Annotated in this window: 14 protein-coding genes and 1 pseudogene; 3 read left to right on the forward strand and 12 right to left on the reverse strand. The window is 44.3% G+C overall.

What is annotated here, in order from left to right:
* The 7 genes from Q0P86_RS14700 to Q0P86_RS14730 form a co-directional block, all read right to left on the reverse strand.
* On the reverse strand, window positions 1-1,384 hold a 1,384-nt coding region (locus tag Q0P86_RS14700), incomplete at its 3' end, for an ABC transporter ATP-binding protein (protein ID WP_295040484.1).
* Window positions 1,385-1,394: 10 nt separating this feature from the next.
* Window positions 1,395-1,784: a hypothetical protein gene (locus tag Q0P86_RS14705; RefSeq protein WP_295040486.1), complete on the reverse strand. Its 390-nt coding sequence runs from the start codon at window positions 1,782-1,784 to the stop codon at window positions 1,395-1,397.
* A 1-nt stretch (window position 1,785) separates the two neighbouring features.
* Window positions 1,786-2,211, reverse strand: coding sequence for a hypothetical protein (locus Q0P86_RS14710; protein ID WP_295040488.1), 426 nt, complete (start codon window positions 2,209-2,211; stop codon window positions 1,786-1,788).
* 520 nt (window positions 2,212-2,731) lie between these two features.
* The gene (locus tag Q0P86_RS14715) at window positions 2,732-4,408 is read right to left on the reverse strand and encodes an RHS repeat-associated core domain-containing protein (protein ID WP_295040490.1); all 1,677 of its coding nucleotides are present in this window, start codon (window positions 4,406-4,408) and stop codon (window positions 2,732-2,734) included.
* A 234-nt stretch (window positions 4,409-4,642) separates the two neighbouring features.
* Complete coding sequence (locus Q0P86_RS14720; RefSeq protein WP_295040492.1) at window positions 4,643-5,116, reverse strand: hypothetical protein; 474 nt, start codon at window positions 5,114-5,116, stop codon at window positions 4,643-4,645.
* Between the two features lie 29 nt (window positions 5,117-5,145).
* A complete protein-coding gene (locus Q0P86_RS14725) occupies window positions 5,146-8,316 on the reverse strand; it encodes an RHS repeat-associated core domain-containing protein (RefSeq protein ID WP_295040494.1) in 3,171 nt (1,056 codons plus the stop codon).
* 157 nt (window positions 8,317-8,473) lie between these two features.
* Window positions 8,474-8,734: a hypothetical protein gene (locus Q0P86_RS14730; protein WP_295040496.1), complete on the reverse strand. Its 261-nt coding sequence runs from the start codon at window positions 8,732-8,734 to the stop codon at window positions 8,474-8,476.
* 127 nt (window positions 8,735-8,861) lie between these two features.
* Here Q0P86_RS14730 and Q0P86_RS14735 point away from each other — a divergent pair, with 127 nt between their 5' ends.
* Window positions 8,862-9,284 carry a hypothetical protein gene (locus tag Q0P86_RS14735; protein WP_295040498.1) on the forward strand — a complete coding sequence of 141 codons (423 nt, stop codon included), beginning with the start codon at window positions 8,862-8,864 and terminating at the stop codon, window positions 9,282-9,284.
* Window positions 9,285-9,433: 149 nt separating this feature from the next.
* On the opposite strand, the gene Q0P86_RS14740 is transcribed toward Q0P86_RS14735, so the two are convergent.
* The 3 genes and pseudogenes from Q0P86_RS14740 to Q0P86_RS16965 form a co-directional block, all read right to left on the reverse strand.
* Window positions 9,434-10,201, reverse strand: a complete 768-nt coding sequence (locus Q0P86_RS14740; RefSeq protein ID WP_295040500.1) for an FISUMP domain-containing protein — start codon at window positions 10,199-10,201, stop codon at window positions 9,434-9,436.
* A gap of 5 nt (window positions 10,202-10,206) precedes the next feature.
* Window positions 10,207-11,034: an RHS repeat-associated core domain-containing protein gene (locus Q0P86_RS14745; protein ID WP_295040502.1), complete on the reverse strand. Its 828-nt coding sequence runs from the start codon at window positions 11,032-11,034 to the stop codon at window positions 10,207-10,209.
* Window positions 11,035-11,372: 338 nt separating this feature from the next.
* A pseudogene (locus Q0P86_RS16965) lies at window positions 11,373-11,543 on the reverse strand (transposase); the annotation flags it as partial.
* A 165-nt stretch (window positions 11,544-11,708) separates the two neighbouring features.
* On the opposite strand from Q0P86_RS16965, the gene istA reads away from it, so the two are divergent.
* Together istA and istB are read left to right on the forward strand one after the other, a co-directional pair.
* On the forward strand, window positions 11,709-13,241 hold the full coding sequence (gene istA / locus Q0P86_RS14750; RefSeq protein ID WP_295040504.1) for an IS21 family transposase: 1,533 nt from the start codon (window positions 11,709-11,711) through the stop codon (window positions 13,239-13,241).
* Entirely contained in the window at window positions 13,234-14,010 is a 777-nt protein-coding gene (istB, locus tag Q0P86_RS14755; protein ID WP_100424549.1) for an IS21-like element helper ATPase IstB, read from the forward strand. Before istA ends, istB begins: the two co-directional genes overlap by 8 nt.
* Window positions 14,011-14,466: 456 nt before the next feature.
* Here the strand turns inward: istB and Q0P86_RS14760 are convergent, their stop codons facing one another.
* Both Q0P86_RS14760 and Q0P86_RS14765 read right to left on the reverse strand, forming a co-directional pair.
* Window positions 14,467-15,000 carry a hypothetical protein gene (locus tag Q0P86_RS14760; RefSeq protein WP_295040507.1) on the reverse strand — a complete coding sequence of 178 codons (534 nt, stop codon included), beginning with the start codon at window positions 14,998-15,000 and terminating at the stop codon, window positions 14,467-14,469.
* A gap of 53 nt (window positions 15,001-15,053) precedes the next feature.
* Window positions 15,054-16,756: RHS repeat-associated core domain-containing protein (locus Q0P86_RS14765; protein ID WP_295040509.1), on the reverse strand; the 1,703-nt coding region annotated here is incomplete at its 5' end.

Raw genomic sequence — 16,756 nt, forward strand, 5'->3', positions numbered from 1 at the left:
CCGCAATTTTTCTGCCGTCTGCAAATACAAGACTTCTTTCCGTATACTCCAGCATCAGATGCATGTCATGAGTGATCATCAGAACGGTGATTCCTTTTTCATTCAATTCACGAAGGAACTCCATGATCTCCGTGTAATGTCTGAAATCCTGTCCTGCCGTAGGTTCATCCAGAATCAATATCTTTGGATTGGCAACCAATATACTTGCAATGGTCACACGCTTTTTCTGTCCATAACTCAATGCACTGACCGGCCAGTTTCTGAATTCATAAAGACCGCATATTTTTAAAGTATCATATACTCTCTGCTTAATTTCTTCTTCCGGAAGCTTCTGAAGAGTCAGACTCATGGCTACCTCTTCAAAGATCATGGGCTTGCTGATCATCTGATTGGGATTCTGCATCACATAGCCGATATGCGCAGCTCTCTCCTTGATAGTATCACCGGACATATCCTCTCCTTCATAATAGAGATTTCCTTTATCCGGTTTCTCAAACCCGCAGAGAAGCTTTGCCATTGTGCTTTTTCCGGCACCGTTCTTTCCAACGATACTGACCATTTCTCCCTCTCTGACGGAGAAACTGATATCTGTCAGATTTTCCTTTTCCGGTGTATATCCAAAGCAGATTCCATCTACCCGCAGAACCTCCGGTTTTTCTTTTGCCGGTTCCTTTGCCTTGCGCTCTGCGAACCATTTTCTGATCTGTTCTTTATGGTTTTCTTCAAGCATTAAATCCTGCATGCGCTCCACATGCATTTCCCCGGTAAGGTGGATTCCCGCATATTTTAAAGCCGTCAGATACAATGGTTCACGAATTCCGGCCTTTATCAGCCTGTCAGACAAAAACAGTTCCTCCGGCGCAGAATCACTGATGATTCGTCCGTTTTCCATGAGGATGATCCTGTCAGCTCCCATATGCATGGCATCTTCCAAACGGTGCTCGATGATGATCACCGTTTTTTCTCCGTCCTTCTGCAGATGATCGATCAGCTCAATGGCATCCCTTCCCGCTGCCGGATCAAGATTTGCAAGCGGCTCATCAAACAAAAGGACAGGGACTTTATTGATCATGACACCTGCCATGGAAACCCTCTGCTTTTGTCCGCCGGAGAGTTCATGAGGCGCTGCCTCCAATTTTTCCACAAGAGAAACTTTTCCGGCTTCTTCATAGGTGCGCCTGATCATTTCCTCCTTGGGAACACAATCATTTTCCATGGAAAAAGCAATATCCTCAAGAACTGTCATGCCGATAAACTGACCGTCCGTATCCTGAAGCACGGTTCCCACAGACTGACTGAGTTCAAAAATACTGGATTTCGCAGCATCTACCCCGCAAATCGTAAGTGTTCCCGTACTTTCCCCGGGATAACTAAAGGGGTTCACCTATTGGTATTTACAACACATTCCAAAAATAAATAAAATATAGCAAAACAACAATAGAAAATAGCACTACATAAACAATAGCGGTTCTAGCAATGTAGAGTAAAAAAATTTTACCTCTACCTTCAGGTTTCATAAATATCTTTACGAAAAAAAATCCCCAAACCCATCCTACAATATGCCCAACAATAACAAAAAAGAAAAAAATACGTTCATTCATTTTTGATGAAATTCTTAACAAATTTAACAAGAAAGCCGTTGGAATATACCCACACACTCCCCCCCATGGATCAACAAATATTGAATCATTCAAAGAAACGTACAAGGGAAGCGTCACAACAGCATTATAAACGAAAGCAAATCCCAACAAAAAATATAAATAAGACATTTTTTTCATATTCATTCTATTCGATTTCTATCGGGCCAATGTCCGCGGTGTTCGGGTCCGTGGAGGCCACGGTGCCATACACGAGCATCGTGGATCCGAGATGGTTCTTCAGGTACCATTCGAACGTCCTGGACGCGTTATCGTCGGCGGGCTGCGATGCGTCCGCGACCTTGTAGCGGTCGAGGCCTTCGGGCATATTAACGACGACGTTGACCTTTTCGCGGGTACCGTTGTGGAACTCCTCGCGGACTTCCGTGCCGATGCCGGTGTAATGCGTCACCTTGACCGTATCCCAGCTTGCCGCGGTTGCGGACTTTGTTAGGAACGTCTTGGAGATGCGGCGGCCAGAGCCGTCGTAGGCCATCATGAGTTTCATGGAACCACACACGATCTGTTCGTGTATGTCGATGCAGGCATCGTTACGCGTAAATTCAACAGGCATACCTCTCCAATCATAGGAAATTTTTATTTTCTTGGAATTGCGCAAAGCGCAATACACTACGGTTCGGCTGTAAAAATGCACAAGTGCATTTTTGCTGCTCTCACCTTGCTAGTGTTTGTCTTCTGTTAAATTACCTTCAGAATCGTACAGAAAAAAGCTACTTGGGGCGACCTTTGAGAGAGGAGGATGATAAAAAATATGTTCGAAATATTTACTTAAAACAAATCATTCCATTTTCTTATTTCTTTATTTATTTTCTTTAAATAAAAGAATGTAACAAATATAGCTATATATATAAGAAAACCTATAAAATCATTGTAATCACAGGATTCTCCTATATATTTTTTTATGCACAATGGTTGCCAAAAGACCATGCAACAATAACACCCCATAGGCCAAGATACAAGGTTTAAAACAATTTTATTCTTTACCTTAACCCTAATCCACGAATAAATCTGGAATAAAAAGGCGTTAAAAAAAGCAATAAATATCGTTAACAAATATGAAATTAAAAGCATTTTTACTCGTCCAAATCTTGTTCTTTTCTTTCATTTGTTGGAGTTGGCTCATCGTGTGATAATAACAAAAATCCGGCAGTTGCAGCGGTTCCAAGAAACCCTCCCAAGTAATCAGCTGTTGGAAACATAAATTGTGTCTCAGCAATTTTAACACCTCCAACAGACCCCATACCAAAGAACGCTCCATTTCTAATTTCTATAGCTAGTTCATCTGTATCAATTTCGCTGTTGCCATCTATAACTTTCTGACCAACAGCATTTGAAATTCCACTACTAACGCCTCCCCATGCAGCATTCATAAAAGGGTTCTTTGATCCAAGTAAAAAACCACCCGCAAGTGTACCAAAATAAGCATACATACCAGCTTTCAGTTGTTCAGAATATGGTTGACCGTTACAAAACATCTTCCATTCAGCCATAACTGCATTATACGTGGCAGCAGGCACAGACGCAATAACGCCTATTGGTCCACCAAATCCTAATGGCGCTGCCCCACTTGTATCCATAAGAACTACGGGGTTCATCCCATTTCCCATATAAAGATAAGGACTTGGGAAGATTCTTTGGGGATCAACAGATATCCATATACCCAACATAGGATCAAGATACCTTGCTCCATGATAGGAAAGCTTAATTTCGTCATCATGCTCTTTCCCGGTGAAGTTTTCAGTGACTTTGTCCGAGGGCTGCGAGAGTGTTACCATTTCGCCGAAAGCCCTGTAGTCGTAAGCAGCCTTGGTCTCGCCAATGTCGGCAGTGTTCGGGTTCGTGAAGGCCACGGTGCCATAGACGAGCATCGTGGAGCCGAGATGGTTCTTCAGGTACCATTCAAATTTCACGTTCGGGATATAACCCACCTGGCCATTGCCCGTCATGCCGTCGAAATCGGGTCTTTCGGCGTCTTCTATTCCATAGCGCCCCAATCCTTGCGGCATGTTTACGACAACTTTTGTCTCTTTTGTTGGTCCTGCGAAGTTCTCGCGAATTTCAGTGCCGATGCCGGTGTAGTGAGTCACTTTGAGCGAATCCCATTCGCCGCCGCTCATCTTGCGCATACTCGTTTTCGAAATTCTCTTTCCGCTACCGTCGTATGCCATCACCAGTTTCAGCGAGTAGACATTTCCCGCCCTGCGAACAAACTCCACAGGCATTCCCCGCCAATCATAGGTAATTCTCATTTTCTTGGATTTATCTTCGATTAGGTTTCCTTCACTATCATAGACAAAGTTGTTTGCGTAACTCATATTGCGGTCATCAGCCGTTCCGCCCATTCCGTTGGCAATGGATTTCAGCCTGTTGGTATTGGCATGATAAGCATACTCGCCACCAGCATTCTTTGCGATACTGGTGTCACGACGCTGTGCAACGATTCTGCCCAGGGCGTCATAAGCAAACGATTCGTCGAAATAGCCCTGTTCAAAGTCGTCAGTCTTAATCAATCGGTTCAACTGGTCATATGTGTAGGCGACGTTGCGGATCTGCACAAAATTTTTGTTGTCATGCAGCAACCGATGCCCCATAAAGCTGATGTTGCCGTAGGAAATACTAGTGAAGATGAACAAGAATACCAAAATACACATAATTTTTAATCCTTTGGACCTGTCTCCCGTCAAATTACCACATAATACATCTTTTATTCTAAAAAGAATCGACCACAGAGATTTGTAAATAAGCCACATAGGAAAAAAAGGATCCAGATATTATAAATGGGAAATTTAAATCTATTACCAAACAACTCCAATAAGAGAAAAATAGACGCAATTAAATAGAAAAAACATCCGAAAGTAAAAATCGACTTGAGTATTGGATTATGCAGGTAAGTTAGATAATAGTAACCAGAAGCTAACGAATCTATGAATATCGATAAAGAGCACAACAAAGAAAGAATTCTGTCCATTTTATTTATTGTTCTCCTAAAATGCACATTCATTTCTATCCTTTTTCCCCATGCGAATTTGCTCTGTTTGTTCAAATTGCAATTCTTTTGAAAACGGATTATTCGCTAGAATAAATCCATGAACAGGTTCATGATTGTAATAAATAGCTATTCTTTCATCTTCTTCTGCAATTGACAATAAAAGGGAAATACTGCCTCCCGAAAGATCATGCCTCGGGTATTCATACCTTATTAAAGCTTGTTTTTGACCCTCCTGCTCATACAACAGACTTCTTGTATATGTCACACAATAGTCTCTATTAAAATAACATTCCCAAAATCCTGGATGATTAGATTCTGTTAGGGTATACATGTTTTTCCCTTCTATTTCACAATAAATAGGAACATCGAAAGGACTTTCTATTCCTTGATAGAATAGAGTTGACAAGAATAGTGAAAGGATAAAACCACCTATGATTGCAAGCTTTAGGATTCTTGTAAATATCGTCATGATAAAGGCCCGTCGTTTCGAGAAGTGTATTATTTAGGTTTATAGTTGCCAAACCCCCATATTTGCATTACAGAACTTTGAGTGTCCTCTAATTTACCTTTTTTAATGAATTGATATCCATTTGACAATCCTCTTTGAATAAAATATGGCGTATAATATTTTTCTCGAGTCCATCCACCCCAGATGGCATTACCCGCATCTCTCGGAGTCATTGCCGTACCATTAAGTATTCCTATTGTTCGTACATTTTCGTTGTAGAATTTATTTTTAAAATCAAGGTCTCCACCAGTCCCCCATTTTTTTATATCACCAAACGGATACAGTTCGTTTGCCGCTTTTAAAAGCGATTGAGCGTTATTGTCCATATTATTGTCAAAGATTGCTCCAACATTTTTAAATGTACCGTCTTCGTTTTTATCAAAGAAATAACTTTGTAAAGGAGGTTCTGCAGCGGTAAAAGGTTCTACGCCAGGCTTATTGAATGAGACTGTAGTATTGTCGTTTGCGGTGTACGTCATATTTGTAACTTTATTATTTTCATCTAGATCGATTGTCGTTTCATTCCCATCGGGATCAACTACATTCACCGGATTCATTCCATTTCCCGCATATAGATACGGGCTGGCAAATTGTCTTGCGGGGTCAACGGAAATCCACATTCCGAGCATCGGGTCAAGATAACGGGCTCCGAAATAGTCAAGCGAGATTTCGTCATCATGCTCTTTCCCGGTGAAATTTTCTGTCACCTTGTCCGAGGGCTGCGATAGTGTCACCATTTCGCCAAACGCCCTGTAGTCATACGCGGCCTTTGTCTCGCCGATATCGGCAGTGTTCGTGTCTGTAGAGGACACTGTGCCGTAAACGAGCATCGTGGAGCCGAGATGGTTCTTCAGGTACCATTCAAATTTCACGTTCGGGATATAACCCACCTGGCCATTGCCCGTCATGCCGTCGAAATCGGGTCTTTCGGCGTCTTCTATTCCATAGCGCCCCAATCCTTGCGGCATGTTTACGACAACTTTTGTCTCTTTTGTTGGTCCTGCGAAGTTCTCGCGAATTTCAGTGCCGATGCCGGTGTAATGCGTTATTGTGGCTATTGTCCAATTTCCACTATTCACTTTACGCATATTCTCTTTTGAAATTCTCTTTCCGTTGCCATCGTACTTCATCACTAGTTTTAAAGAATCCCCATTTTCGATTTCACGAACAAACTCCACGGGCATTCCCCGCCAATCATAGAAGATTTTCATCTTTTTAGATTTGTCTTCTATCAGGTTGCCCTCGGAGTCATAGACGAAATTACCGGCATCGGACATATCGCGGTCATCAGCCGTTCCGCCCATTCCGTTGGCAATGGACTTTAGCCTGTTGGTGTTAGCATAATAACTATACTCTCCACCCACATTTTTTGCAATACTAGTATCTCGCCGTTGAACGGTCATTCTTCCTTGTGCATCATATTTAAAGACCTCATCAAAATAGCCCTGCTCTATGTCATTGGCATTTGTCAGCCTATTCAACTGGTCGTAGGTGTAGGCCACATCACGGTACTGGGTGAAATCGGTGTTGCCGTGGGCAAGTTCATGCACCATGCGGCTGATGTTGCCGTTGTATTGGGGGGTGCAGGTATTGCTTCCGCAGTCCTCGTAGTAGAGGGTTTCGGAATATAGGGATCCTTCGCTATCGCTCAGGATGACAGAGGGAGATGTAGCCGGAATGACTTTGGGGAAAGTTGTGTACGTGGACGACTTTACCGCTCCGCTGATGTGATAGGTGTAAGTGAGAGTGATGGAATTTCCCATGGTCACGGTCTTGACACTGCCCGTGGGATAGTACGCGTAGGTTGCAAGCAACACTTCGCTAGCGCTGCCGTTTTTCGAGAACACGCTGTCGATGCGGCCCAGACGGTCGTATGTATAGCGTTCCGCTATCTTGCGAACTTTTCCGCCATCGCCTACGCCGTAGGGATACCTGACAATTCTTGTCACCTTGCCGCCAAGGTCGTATTCCGTCTCCACCGCAAGCATCTTCAGACTGTCAGTTGGAACCGTCGGGGCGTAAGTGTAAGTCGCCGTGATGCGGCCGTATTTGTCGTATGCATTGGCGGTCGATATACGAACGACATTCCCTGCACTGTCGGCGGACACGTCGGATATCACCGCCACCGTGCGGGTCTTGCCATATTTAAAAGCATCCGCACTGACTTTTGCGGGGTAAAGTTCTACATCCAGAGTGTCCCGAGTGGGTATCCTGTCGTAAAACATGCGGGTAACGGTACCTGGGGTAAGTTCCGCAACCGTTGGATTGAACCTGTTCTGCACATTGTCAAAATACGCTCTTGCATCCCCACTGTCAAGTGCAGTTTTCCATTCTCCCGTGTAAATCGGCCTGTCATGGTTGTCATAGACGGTAATGGAATATGCTCCAGAATCAATCTGCCTCTGAGTTTGTGTCGCACGGACACGACCCATCAAGTCATAGAAGGTTCTAGTCTCCCCGGCATCGGGTTCGAGGCTCCACACCATTTGGCTCTGGGCATCGTAGCCGAATTCACTGGGAGTAACGCAGCTTGCAGGTTTTGGCGTATAGCTGCAACTCACGGGCGGGTGCGACTTGACGACGTTTCCTCGGGCATCCAGTTCGTTCACGCTACGGGTAAGCAAGTTCCCCGTGCTGCCCAGCGAACCACTCACGATTATGTGACCCTCGCCGTCCTTCACCGTGAAAGCCCTGCGTCCGTCCTGGTCCGTGTTCAACTCCCACAAGTGGGTGGGGGTCGCATCCCTCGCAGCACGGTAGTTCGTGTCGCCGTCGTAGGCCCGTCCGTGACGCACGGCTGCCACGGCGGAGTTCAGGCTGGCCGAGTCCAGCAGGTTGACGCCTGACAGGTTGACGCCCGAGGAGTAGGACTTTACCAGGTGCGTCCGCCCATCTACGCCCGTAACGCCGAAGTCACTACCTGGAGCGCCCTCCACATCCTTCGTGGCCATGGGGTCGGGTTTCCATTTCGTTTCCACATACGGGACCCCGCCTGCATCGGGATAATCCGGATTCGACGCGGTGTAATAACCGATGGCCATTCCAGGATTGTAAAGAGTCTTGAGGTTTGAATTGCAATCCTCAACATTCTTGCATTCCATGGCAAACGGCAGACACTTCTTCGAAAGGCGGCCCATGTCATCACGTTCGGAGGTCGTCACGAGCTGTTCCTTGTCGCCATCGTACGCACGAGTATCGACAATGCAAGAACCAACTCGTACTTGCGTATAAAATTCATGAAAACAAAGTTAGAAAAATAAAGTAAAAGAGAAGGGCTCCTCGTCAGTTAAAGGTCCTGATAATTAGTCTAAACAAACATTAAAACCAAGGTGTATCTGGATCAAAATCGAATTCTGAGAATATTCGAAAATTTACATAAGCCCTAGACCCATCTGGGTATGTAGCTTCCCAAATCACACCAGAATCGTGAAATTCCACCGGAAAGCGAACTTTAGTTCCTCGCAAATCAGCGTAACTTTCATAACCGGTTGCTGTTTTTCTAAATAAGCCGGCACCAAGATACTGGTTGTTGTTCGGAATATCCTTGAATTCAATCCCATACAGATGTTCTTTTGCCATAAACACTCCTTTTGTTTGTATTTGACAATTCCAAACTATTTCAAAAAGTCCAAACTGGGCAATGAGAGTTTGTAAAAATTTATTTACAAAGAGGCCGCCTTGCGAATATACCAATACCTATGCTTACTTGGCGATATACTTTGATTCCGTATATGGAGCTGATTCGGTAGACCACTTTATTCCCAAGTCAGACCCGATAAACGGAAAGAAACTTGCCTACGAATGGAGCAACTACCGTTTTTGTTGCCTTGGCGAGAACCGTAAGAAACGGACTGAAGTACCGCCTTTGGACCCGTTTGACCCGCTTATGAAGCAGGATTCGTTCTTCATCAACTTTGCAGACGGATCCATCTACCCCAATCCTGACTACGATGAAACCTATAAGCAGAAATGCTTGGACACGATAGATGCCTTACAACTTGATAGGCCTGATTGTCGTAACATGCGTAAAAGGCATTTTGAAAAGTATGCTAGAGGTACGGTATCCATTAAAGACCTAGAGGAAGACGCCCCTTTTATTTATCAGGAAGTTGTACGTCAGGGGCTGTAATTCAAAAGCACCCGCTGTACAGTTTTCCAAAGGTTGCTTTGGAAAACTGCACAATGAATACAGCGGTCTATGAGTCACTCTTATTAAATCCTTATGTAATTCATTGCCCAAATCGCACCTGCGGAGAGTAGAAAAATACGAAAGAGACCTCATTCACAAAACTCAGCTAACCACTCATCACCCGAAAAGCTTGTTGGTATTTCAACATCATAATTTTCCCCATCCTTATTTTTGACACATCTTGCCAAAGCAATTATAACGATATTTGACTCCATATACCTTCCTGGCATAATCTGTACTCTATGCAAATGCCAGGCAATGTGGTCAAAAGCAAAAAAAGCAGGCAATTGTTTTTTCCTCAATTTTCTGTTATTTTTTCTTGAATATTTACTATGTTCATATAGTATTTCAGGATAAATAGCAACATATGCGTCAGAATCATTCCATAATTCGGACATCCACCACCAACTTTTTATATCAATAAAATCAACGCGTCTTTTAGAATCCATCACATCAACCATTCCACTCAAATGGGGTGATTGAACAAAGACGTTTTTCAAATAAGGTTGCTGATCAAGAAATGAAACCAATTCTTCCCATTCTTTTTTATTGGGCAGATGCCATCCATCTGGGCATGCATTCACAGCGGCATCCCAGAAATAGAGACGTCCATAATAGCCACAACCAGCTTCCAAAAAATCACCACAATAGCTTTTGAGCGATAGATAATCTATTCCGTACACTGAATCCGGATTAAACTTCAAATTGTCAACAAACCACATCGAAGAATCCGTCCTGAAAAGATTATACACATGGCCATCACGAGGATCCACAAAGGGAACTTCATAAATATTAAATATATAGGATTGTGAAAAAGCCTCTATAAAAAGAACTAAAATAATTAGCGCTATTTTCATAGCAATCACTCCATGTCATCAGGAGCCATAGCAGGCTTGGAAGGACTAAAATCTACGGAATAACTTTGTTCTAACTGATAGGTATCGGAACCTTGTATAATATATCTTGCCGCCTCGGATAAACTGGAGACAAGTCCATCAGCAGTAGCGATATCGGGGGAAATAAATTTAGTATCAGGTTTTCCTTCAATATAATCGCCAAGCCTATAAATTCCTTCACTATCCCATCCTCCGTGAGAAGCTATCGCCGCTTGATCAGCACCATTAAGAAATCTAACAATATCTTCAGCCCTTGATTTACTTCCAAAGCTTCTAATTTGAACTTTATCATATGCCGGATTTATATGTTTAGATATTTCCCGCTCAACCATTGAAGCCCCATTTACTGGCATTTTATATTGATCATAATTGTAAAAAACAGCTACCCTCAAGTCAGCGTTTCCGTTAGGATCAATTCTTGAAATCGGATTATTACTTCCGTATGTATATGGAGAGAAGCGTTGCCTTGCCGGATCCACGCTTATCCACACTCCGAGCATGGGATCGAGGTAGCGAGCTCCGAAGTAGTTCAGAGAGGTTTCATCATCCAGTTCTTTTCCTGTATAGTTTTCGGTAACTTTATCCGTTAATACTGTCAAGTCAATTTTTTCTCCGTAGCTTCTATAATCGTAAGCATGTTGCAACATGGGCGGTCCAGCAGTTGTTCCGAAAAATGTGCTAGATGGATTATGCAATGCTAAAAATCCCTGCTGGTTGATTGCCGGCAAGGATTTGTGTGTCCAATTATAGTATCTAAATTTTGATTGCAGTGTATTGCAGAGTGCCATGAACATATGGAGCTCTGACATAAATGTAGAGCCTATCTAGATATTCTTCAATTTTTATACGATCATTCTGATTGATAAAACTTCTAAGATCAAGAATCAAAACATTAACGTCTGGATGCCTTGTGTCTGTGGAAATTTGGTAACAATCAGATCTCTTTGCCGTCGTTATTTCAAGTAAACATTTATCACTACCTTTTTTGTGTAAAGACCATGTGGAAACATCTTCGTAGTTTCTGTAGTTTATTTTGACTTGTTTCATTTTAAGTTCCTTATTTTTTCATAAACTTATTGACTAAAGATGTCTTTTTCTTGATGGAAATTCAACAACTTTATTCAAAAAAACTTCATAGTGTGATATAAATCACGCAGCAAAGAACTATTTCGGCTATAACATACTCCGCATCATTGTCAGCTACCCACCGGCCGACCGTATTGGGCCCTATTCCGAGTTCCTTGGCTATTTGGTTTGCGGACTTTTCGCCTTTCAGGACCAGTTTGATGATTTGTTCCCTAGTCTCGGAGTTGTAGTTGACTGAGTATTCCGGAGTGAATTACACCATGAAACCGGAGTAATGGAAACCGGCGTACCGGTCAAACGGAAACCGCGATTCCGGAGACAAGGAAACCTGTCTAATTTTGGCCTGCACAATTCCGTGCGAACAAAATAGACAGGAGGTCTAATGACCAAATACCGCGAAATCCTCAGGCTGCGAAGCCTGGGATTAAGCCAGAACGACATTGCGGCAAGCTGCCAGGTGTCAAAAAAGACCGTAAACAAGGTCCTGAAACTGGCCAACGAGTACAATCTCCGCTGGCCCCTGGAAGAACGTCTCACCGACAGGGAAATCGACAAGATCATACACCCGAACGGTAAAGAGACCAGGAAAATCACCGACAGGAAGTTACCCGATTTCGACCACGTTAAGAACGAACTGCTGCGCAACGGCGTGAACAAGAAGCTCCTCTGGGCGGAATATCTTGAAGAATGCAGGCTCGAGAATACCAAGCCGCTGATGTACTCGCAGTTCTGCCACTACATCCTGCAGGACGAACGCGTCCGCAGGGCTACAATGCACATCAACCGCAAACCCGGCGAGCAGATCGAAGTCGACTGGGCCGGAGATCCCGCATACATCATCGACCCCGAAACGGGGGAACAGAAAAAGGCTTACGTGTTCGTAGGCGTTCTCAACTACAGCATGTATGCCTACGCGGAGGCCTTCCCGGACGAAAAACAGAAGTCATGGAACGACGCACACATCCACATATTCGAGTTTTTCGGCGGAGTCTCGAAGATGCTCGTGCCCGACAACTGCAAGACCGCAGTGACGCACAACAGGAAATACGCGGACGAACTGAATTCGAGCTACCAGGAACTTGCCGAACATTACGGCACCGCGATCATTCCCGCCAGGGTTCGGGCCCCGAAGGACAAGGCCAGCGCAGAGGGGACCGTCGGCAATGTGTCCACATGGATCATCGCTGCGTTGAGGAACGAGGAGTTCTTCGGCATCGGGGAACTCAACCGTGCCATCCGCAGGAAGCTGGAGGAATACAACGAAAGGCCGTTCCCAAAGAAGGAGGGCAGCAGAAAAGGGTTGTTCGACCTGGAAGAAAGAACGTTCCTCTTGCCGCTGCCCCGGACACGCTACGAGAACGCCACATGGCGCAGTCTTACGGTCCAATTCAACTACCATGTCTGCGTCGAGGGCAACTTCTATTCGGTCCCGTTCGGCTTCATCGGCAAGAAGGTGGATGTCCGTGAAACCGATTCCATCGTCGAGATATTCGATGACGGGAACAGGATAGCGTCGCACGCAAAAATGCTCGGCTGCAAGGGGAAATATAGCACATTGGCCGTCCACATGCCGGAAAAGCACCAGAAGTTCCTTGAATGGGATGGCGACCGTTTCCGCAACTGGGCGCGCAAAATCGGCTACAGCACGCTGACGGTAATCGAACGCGTGCTGGCCAGCAAACCCATTGAACAGCAGACGTACAAGGCCTGCATGGCGATCCTGTCGCTGGCGAAGGACTACTCCGATGTCTCGCTGGAAGCCGCCTGCGAACGGATGATTTCTTTCGGGGTTACCCCGACTTTCAAGAGCGTCCAGAACCTGCTTGCGGCAAACGGCGACAGGACCAAGAAACCTGCGGAAAGGCCGCGGGGGATAACCCGTGGGGCCGAATACTACAGGAGGGACAATGACTAACGAAGCGACACGGAACAAACTCATCGAGATGCGCCTCAGCGCCATGGCGAACGCCTTCGATGCGCAACGGGACGATCCGAACATGTCAAGCATTTCGTTCGACGACCGTTTCGGCCTGCTTGTGGATATCGAATATTGCCAGCGCAAGAACAACGCCCTGCACCGGCTCGTGAAACGTGCCGGGCTTGAGCAGAAAGGAGCCAATATCAACGAAATCGACTACTCGTCGGGCAGGAAACTGAACCGGGATTTGATTGCCAGGCTCGCTTCCTGCGAGTTCGTTCGCGAAGGCCGCAACGTCTTCATCACCGGGGCCACGGGCAGCGGCAAGACCTTCATGGCCTGCGCTTTCGGTTACGAGGCGTGTCGCCAGTTCTACAACACGAAATTCGTACGTTTGCCGGATTTGTTGATAGAACTGGAGATGGCCCGCGAAAACAGGACCTTCACGAAGTCGATGCTGAAGTACACGAAACCGGCGTTGCTGATTATCGACGAATGGCTGCTGCTGAAACCCAGCGAAAGCGAACAGAAGGCCATCTTCGAAATCCTGCATCGGCGTAGCGGGAAATCGTCCACGATTTTCTGCTCGCAGTACCCTTCCTCGGAATGGTACGAGCAGTTGGGCGGTCTTGCGAACCCGTTGACGGATTCCATACTTGACAGGATAATCCACAACGCCTATACGATAGACATCCGCAGTTCCGACCCGCACAAAGACATCTCCATGCGGGAAATCTACGGACTGGATAAAAAGTTAAGCCGCTAGAGCGGTTTCCTGTATTCCGGTCTGGCGGTTTCCGCCATTCCGGAATGCCGGTTTATTTTCGCCGGAATATTCAGTTGACTTTTGCCATTGTTTTTACCTTTTGGGGGTTGCGCAAAGAATATAGTAGCTTATGCTACCCTCTTATTAAACTCCTGCATGGTCCAAAATTCGCTTAAATTACACTCATCTATTCAAATACTATGTTTAACACAAATCCTGTTACAAATAAAGCAATCCATATTTTTTTTCTAATCAAAAAATTTTGAACCCTCAAAAAATCAAGTACCAAAAGAATTGATGATAATAAAAAAAGAACTGAAGAAAAAAAAGTAAAAACATTAGGAATAGAAATATTTTGAAAATAAAAAATACTCACTATTGTTTTTATGGAAAATAAAAACAAGAAAAATGATGTTGGCAAGGACAAATATCGATTAATCTGTAACATATCATATTTCATAAGAAGTCCCTTATCAAACACGATCCTTCCTTCTTTTTCATTTCACTTAGATCGTTTTTGTATTCAAATTTAATCTTTTTCGAAAAAGGATTGTGTTCAATCTCAAATTTATTCAACGGTTTTCGATTATAATAAATTGTAATCGCATCAACACTCTCTTCTATAACTAAGTCCGTATCTTCAACAATTGCACCTATCCCCAAAGTCAACGGAAATTTATATGTCAAGAAATTGGCCTCTCCTTGACTGTTTTCATATATAATATGGTACACGCGATATAGTCCATGCGTCCCATAAACAAATAACCTTAAAAAAGCCGTGTCGATAGTTTCACCAAACTTAGATATCTTATTTTGCTCAATCTCACATACACTTATTTCATCTTTAAGTTCTGAGTATCTGACAAAAAATTCTTTCTCAAAACCCTCAAAATACCCCCCATTCCAGCAGAAATAACAAAGCAACATGACAAATAAGCAAAATAGAGAGATTGATGTTTTTATGATGATTTCTAATATTCTTATAAACATTTTATTCCTTAAATTTGACAACTTATAGTTAAATCGCAATTGACAAATTACTTTTATGGTTTATAATTATCGTAGCCCCACCTTTGCATTGCTGCACTTGAAGCATCTTCTTTTCCTCCTGCCACATAATTGGAAATGAAATCCCTAAGAAAAGAAGGACACTGATACATGTTTCTAGCCCATCCGCCCCACATTGCATTTCCGGCATCTCGGGCCGTCATAATGGTTCCATTCAACGCACCAACAGTATTTGGAGCCCCTTTATAATAGGCAGACTTAAAGTCATAATCTTTTCCCGAATTCCAAAGCAAGAAATCTGCAGGCCATTGACTGAAGGCATCGTCTAATAGTTCATCCGCATTTTGCTGCATATTAGGGTCAAATAGCTGGCCAATAATATTCTCTGTAAAGAAATAACTATTCAATGGCGGCTCTGCAAAAGTTTTAGTCGCCCCATCAGCAAAAGACACCGTAACAACATTATTTCCGTCATCCACACGTGACATGCCTGTAATTATCTTGCCGCTTTCGTCAACAGAAAGTTTTGTTTCATTTCCATCCAAGTCTATGGCATTCATCGGATTCACGCCGTTCCCTGCATACAGATACGGGCTTGCAAATTGCCTCATCGGGTCAACGGAAATCCACATTCCGAGCATCAAGTCAAGATATCTTGCTCCCCAATAACCTAGTTCAGTTTCATCATCCAGTTCTTTTCCTGTATAGTTTTCGGTAACTTTATCCGTTAATACTGTCAAGTCAATTTTTTCTCCGTAGCTTCTATAATCGTAAGCATGTTGCAACATGGGCGGTCCAGCAGTTGTTCCCGTAGTGCGATACACTGCCATTGTGGAACCGAGATGGTTTTTCAGATACCATTCAAAAGTCAATTCGCTTGTGTCGGGATAATTTGCCAATCCTACACCATATCTACCGAAACCTTGCGGCATATTTACAACGACTTTCGTTTCATCTGCGTTTCCACTATTACTTGTACGAATTTCCGTCCCAATCCCTGTGTAATGTGTCGTGAGTTCGTCAGACCATTCCGTTGCATTTGCGATTTTGCGAAGTCGTGTTTTCGAAATTCTCTTTCCACTACCGTCGTATGCCATTACGAGTTTCAAAGAATCCCCTCCATCCGCCTCTCGGACAAACTCCACGGGCATCCCCCGCCAATCGTAGGAGATTTTCATTTTCTTGGATTTGTCTTCTATCAGATTTCCTTCAGAGTCATAAACGAAATTATTCGCACCGGACATATTACGATTGTCTGCGGTTCCCCCTATCCCATTTGCTACACACTTTAGTTTATTCGTATTTTCGTAATAACTGTATTCGCCACCAACATTCTTTATGACGCTCGTATCCCGCCTCTGGGCTGTCATTCTTCCCTGTGGGTCGTATGCGAAGATTTCATCAAAATAGTCCTGCACCCTGTCGTCAGTTTTTGTCAGCCTATTCAGCTGGTCGTAGGCATAGGCCACATCACGGTACTGGGTAAAATCGGTGTTGTCGTGGGCAAGTTCATGCACCATGCGGCTGACGTTGCCGTTGTATTGGGGGGTGCAGGTATTGCTTCCGCAGTCCTCGTAGTAGAGGGTTTCGGAATATAGGGATCCTTCGCTATCGCTCAGGATGACAGAGGGAGATGTAGCCGGAATGACTTTGGGGAAAGTTGTGTACGTGGACGACTTTACCGCTCCGCTGATGTGATAGGTGTAAGTGAGAGTGATGGAATTTCCCATGGTCACGG

The organism is uncultured Fibrobacter sp. (assembly GCF_946062555.1).
Taxonomy (GTDB): domain Bacteria; phylum Fibrobacterota; class Fibrobacteria; order Fibrobacterales; family Fibrobacteraceae; genus Fibrobacter.

Coding starts and splice junctions, on each gene's coding strand:
- istA (WP_295040504.1), top strand. CDS start 11,709: ATGACCAAATACCGCGAAATCCTCAGGCTGCGAAGCCTGGGATTAAGC.
- Q0P86_RS14760 (WP_295040507.1), bottom strand. CDS start 15,000: ATGTTTATAAGAATATTAGAAATCATCATAAAAACATCAATCTCTCTA.
- istB (WP_100424549.1), top strand. CDS start 13,234: ATGACTAACGAAGCGACACGGAACAAACTCATCGAGATGCGCCTCAGC.
- Q0P86_RS14720 (WP_295040492.1), bottom strand. CDS start 5,116: ATGACGATATTTACAAGAATCCTAAAGCTTGCAATCATAGGTGGTTTT.
- Q0P86_RS14705 (WP_295040486.1), bottom strand. CDS start 1,784: ATGAATATGAAAAAAATGTCTTATTTATATTTTTTGTTGGGATTTGCT.
- Q0P86_RS14745 (WP_295040502.1), bottom strand. CDS start 11,034: ATGTTCATGGCACTCTGCAATACACTGCAATCAAAATTTAGATACTAT.
- Q0P86_RS14710 (WP_295040488.1), bottom strand. CDS start 2,211: ATGCCTGTTGAATTTACGCGTAACGATGCCTGCATCGACATACACGAA.
- Q0P86_RS14730 (WP_295040496.1), bottom strand. CDS start 8,734: ATGGCAAAAGAACATCTGTATGGGATTGAATTCAAGGATATTCCGAAC.
- Q0P86_RS14740 (WP_295040500.1), bottom strand. CDS start 10,201: ATGAAAATAGCGCTAATTATTTTAGTTCTTTTTATAGAGGCTTTTTCA.
- Q0P86_RS14715 (WP_295040490.1), bottom strand. CDS start 4,408: ATGTGGCTTATTTACAAATCTCTGTGGTCGATTCTTTTTAGAATAAAA.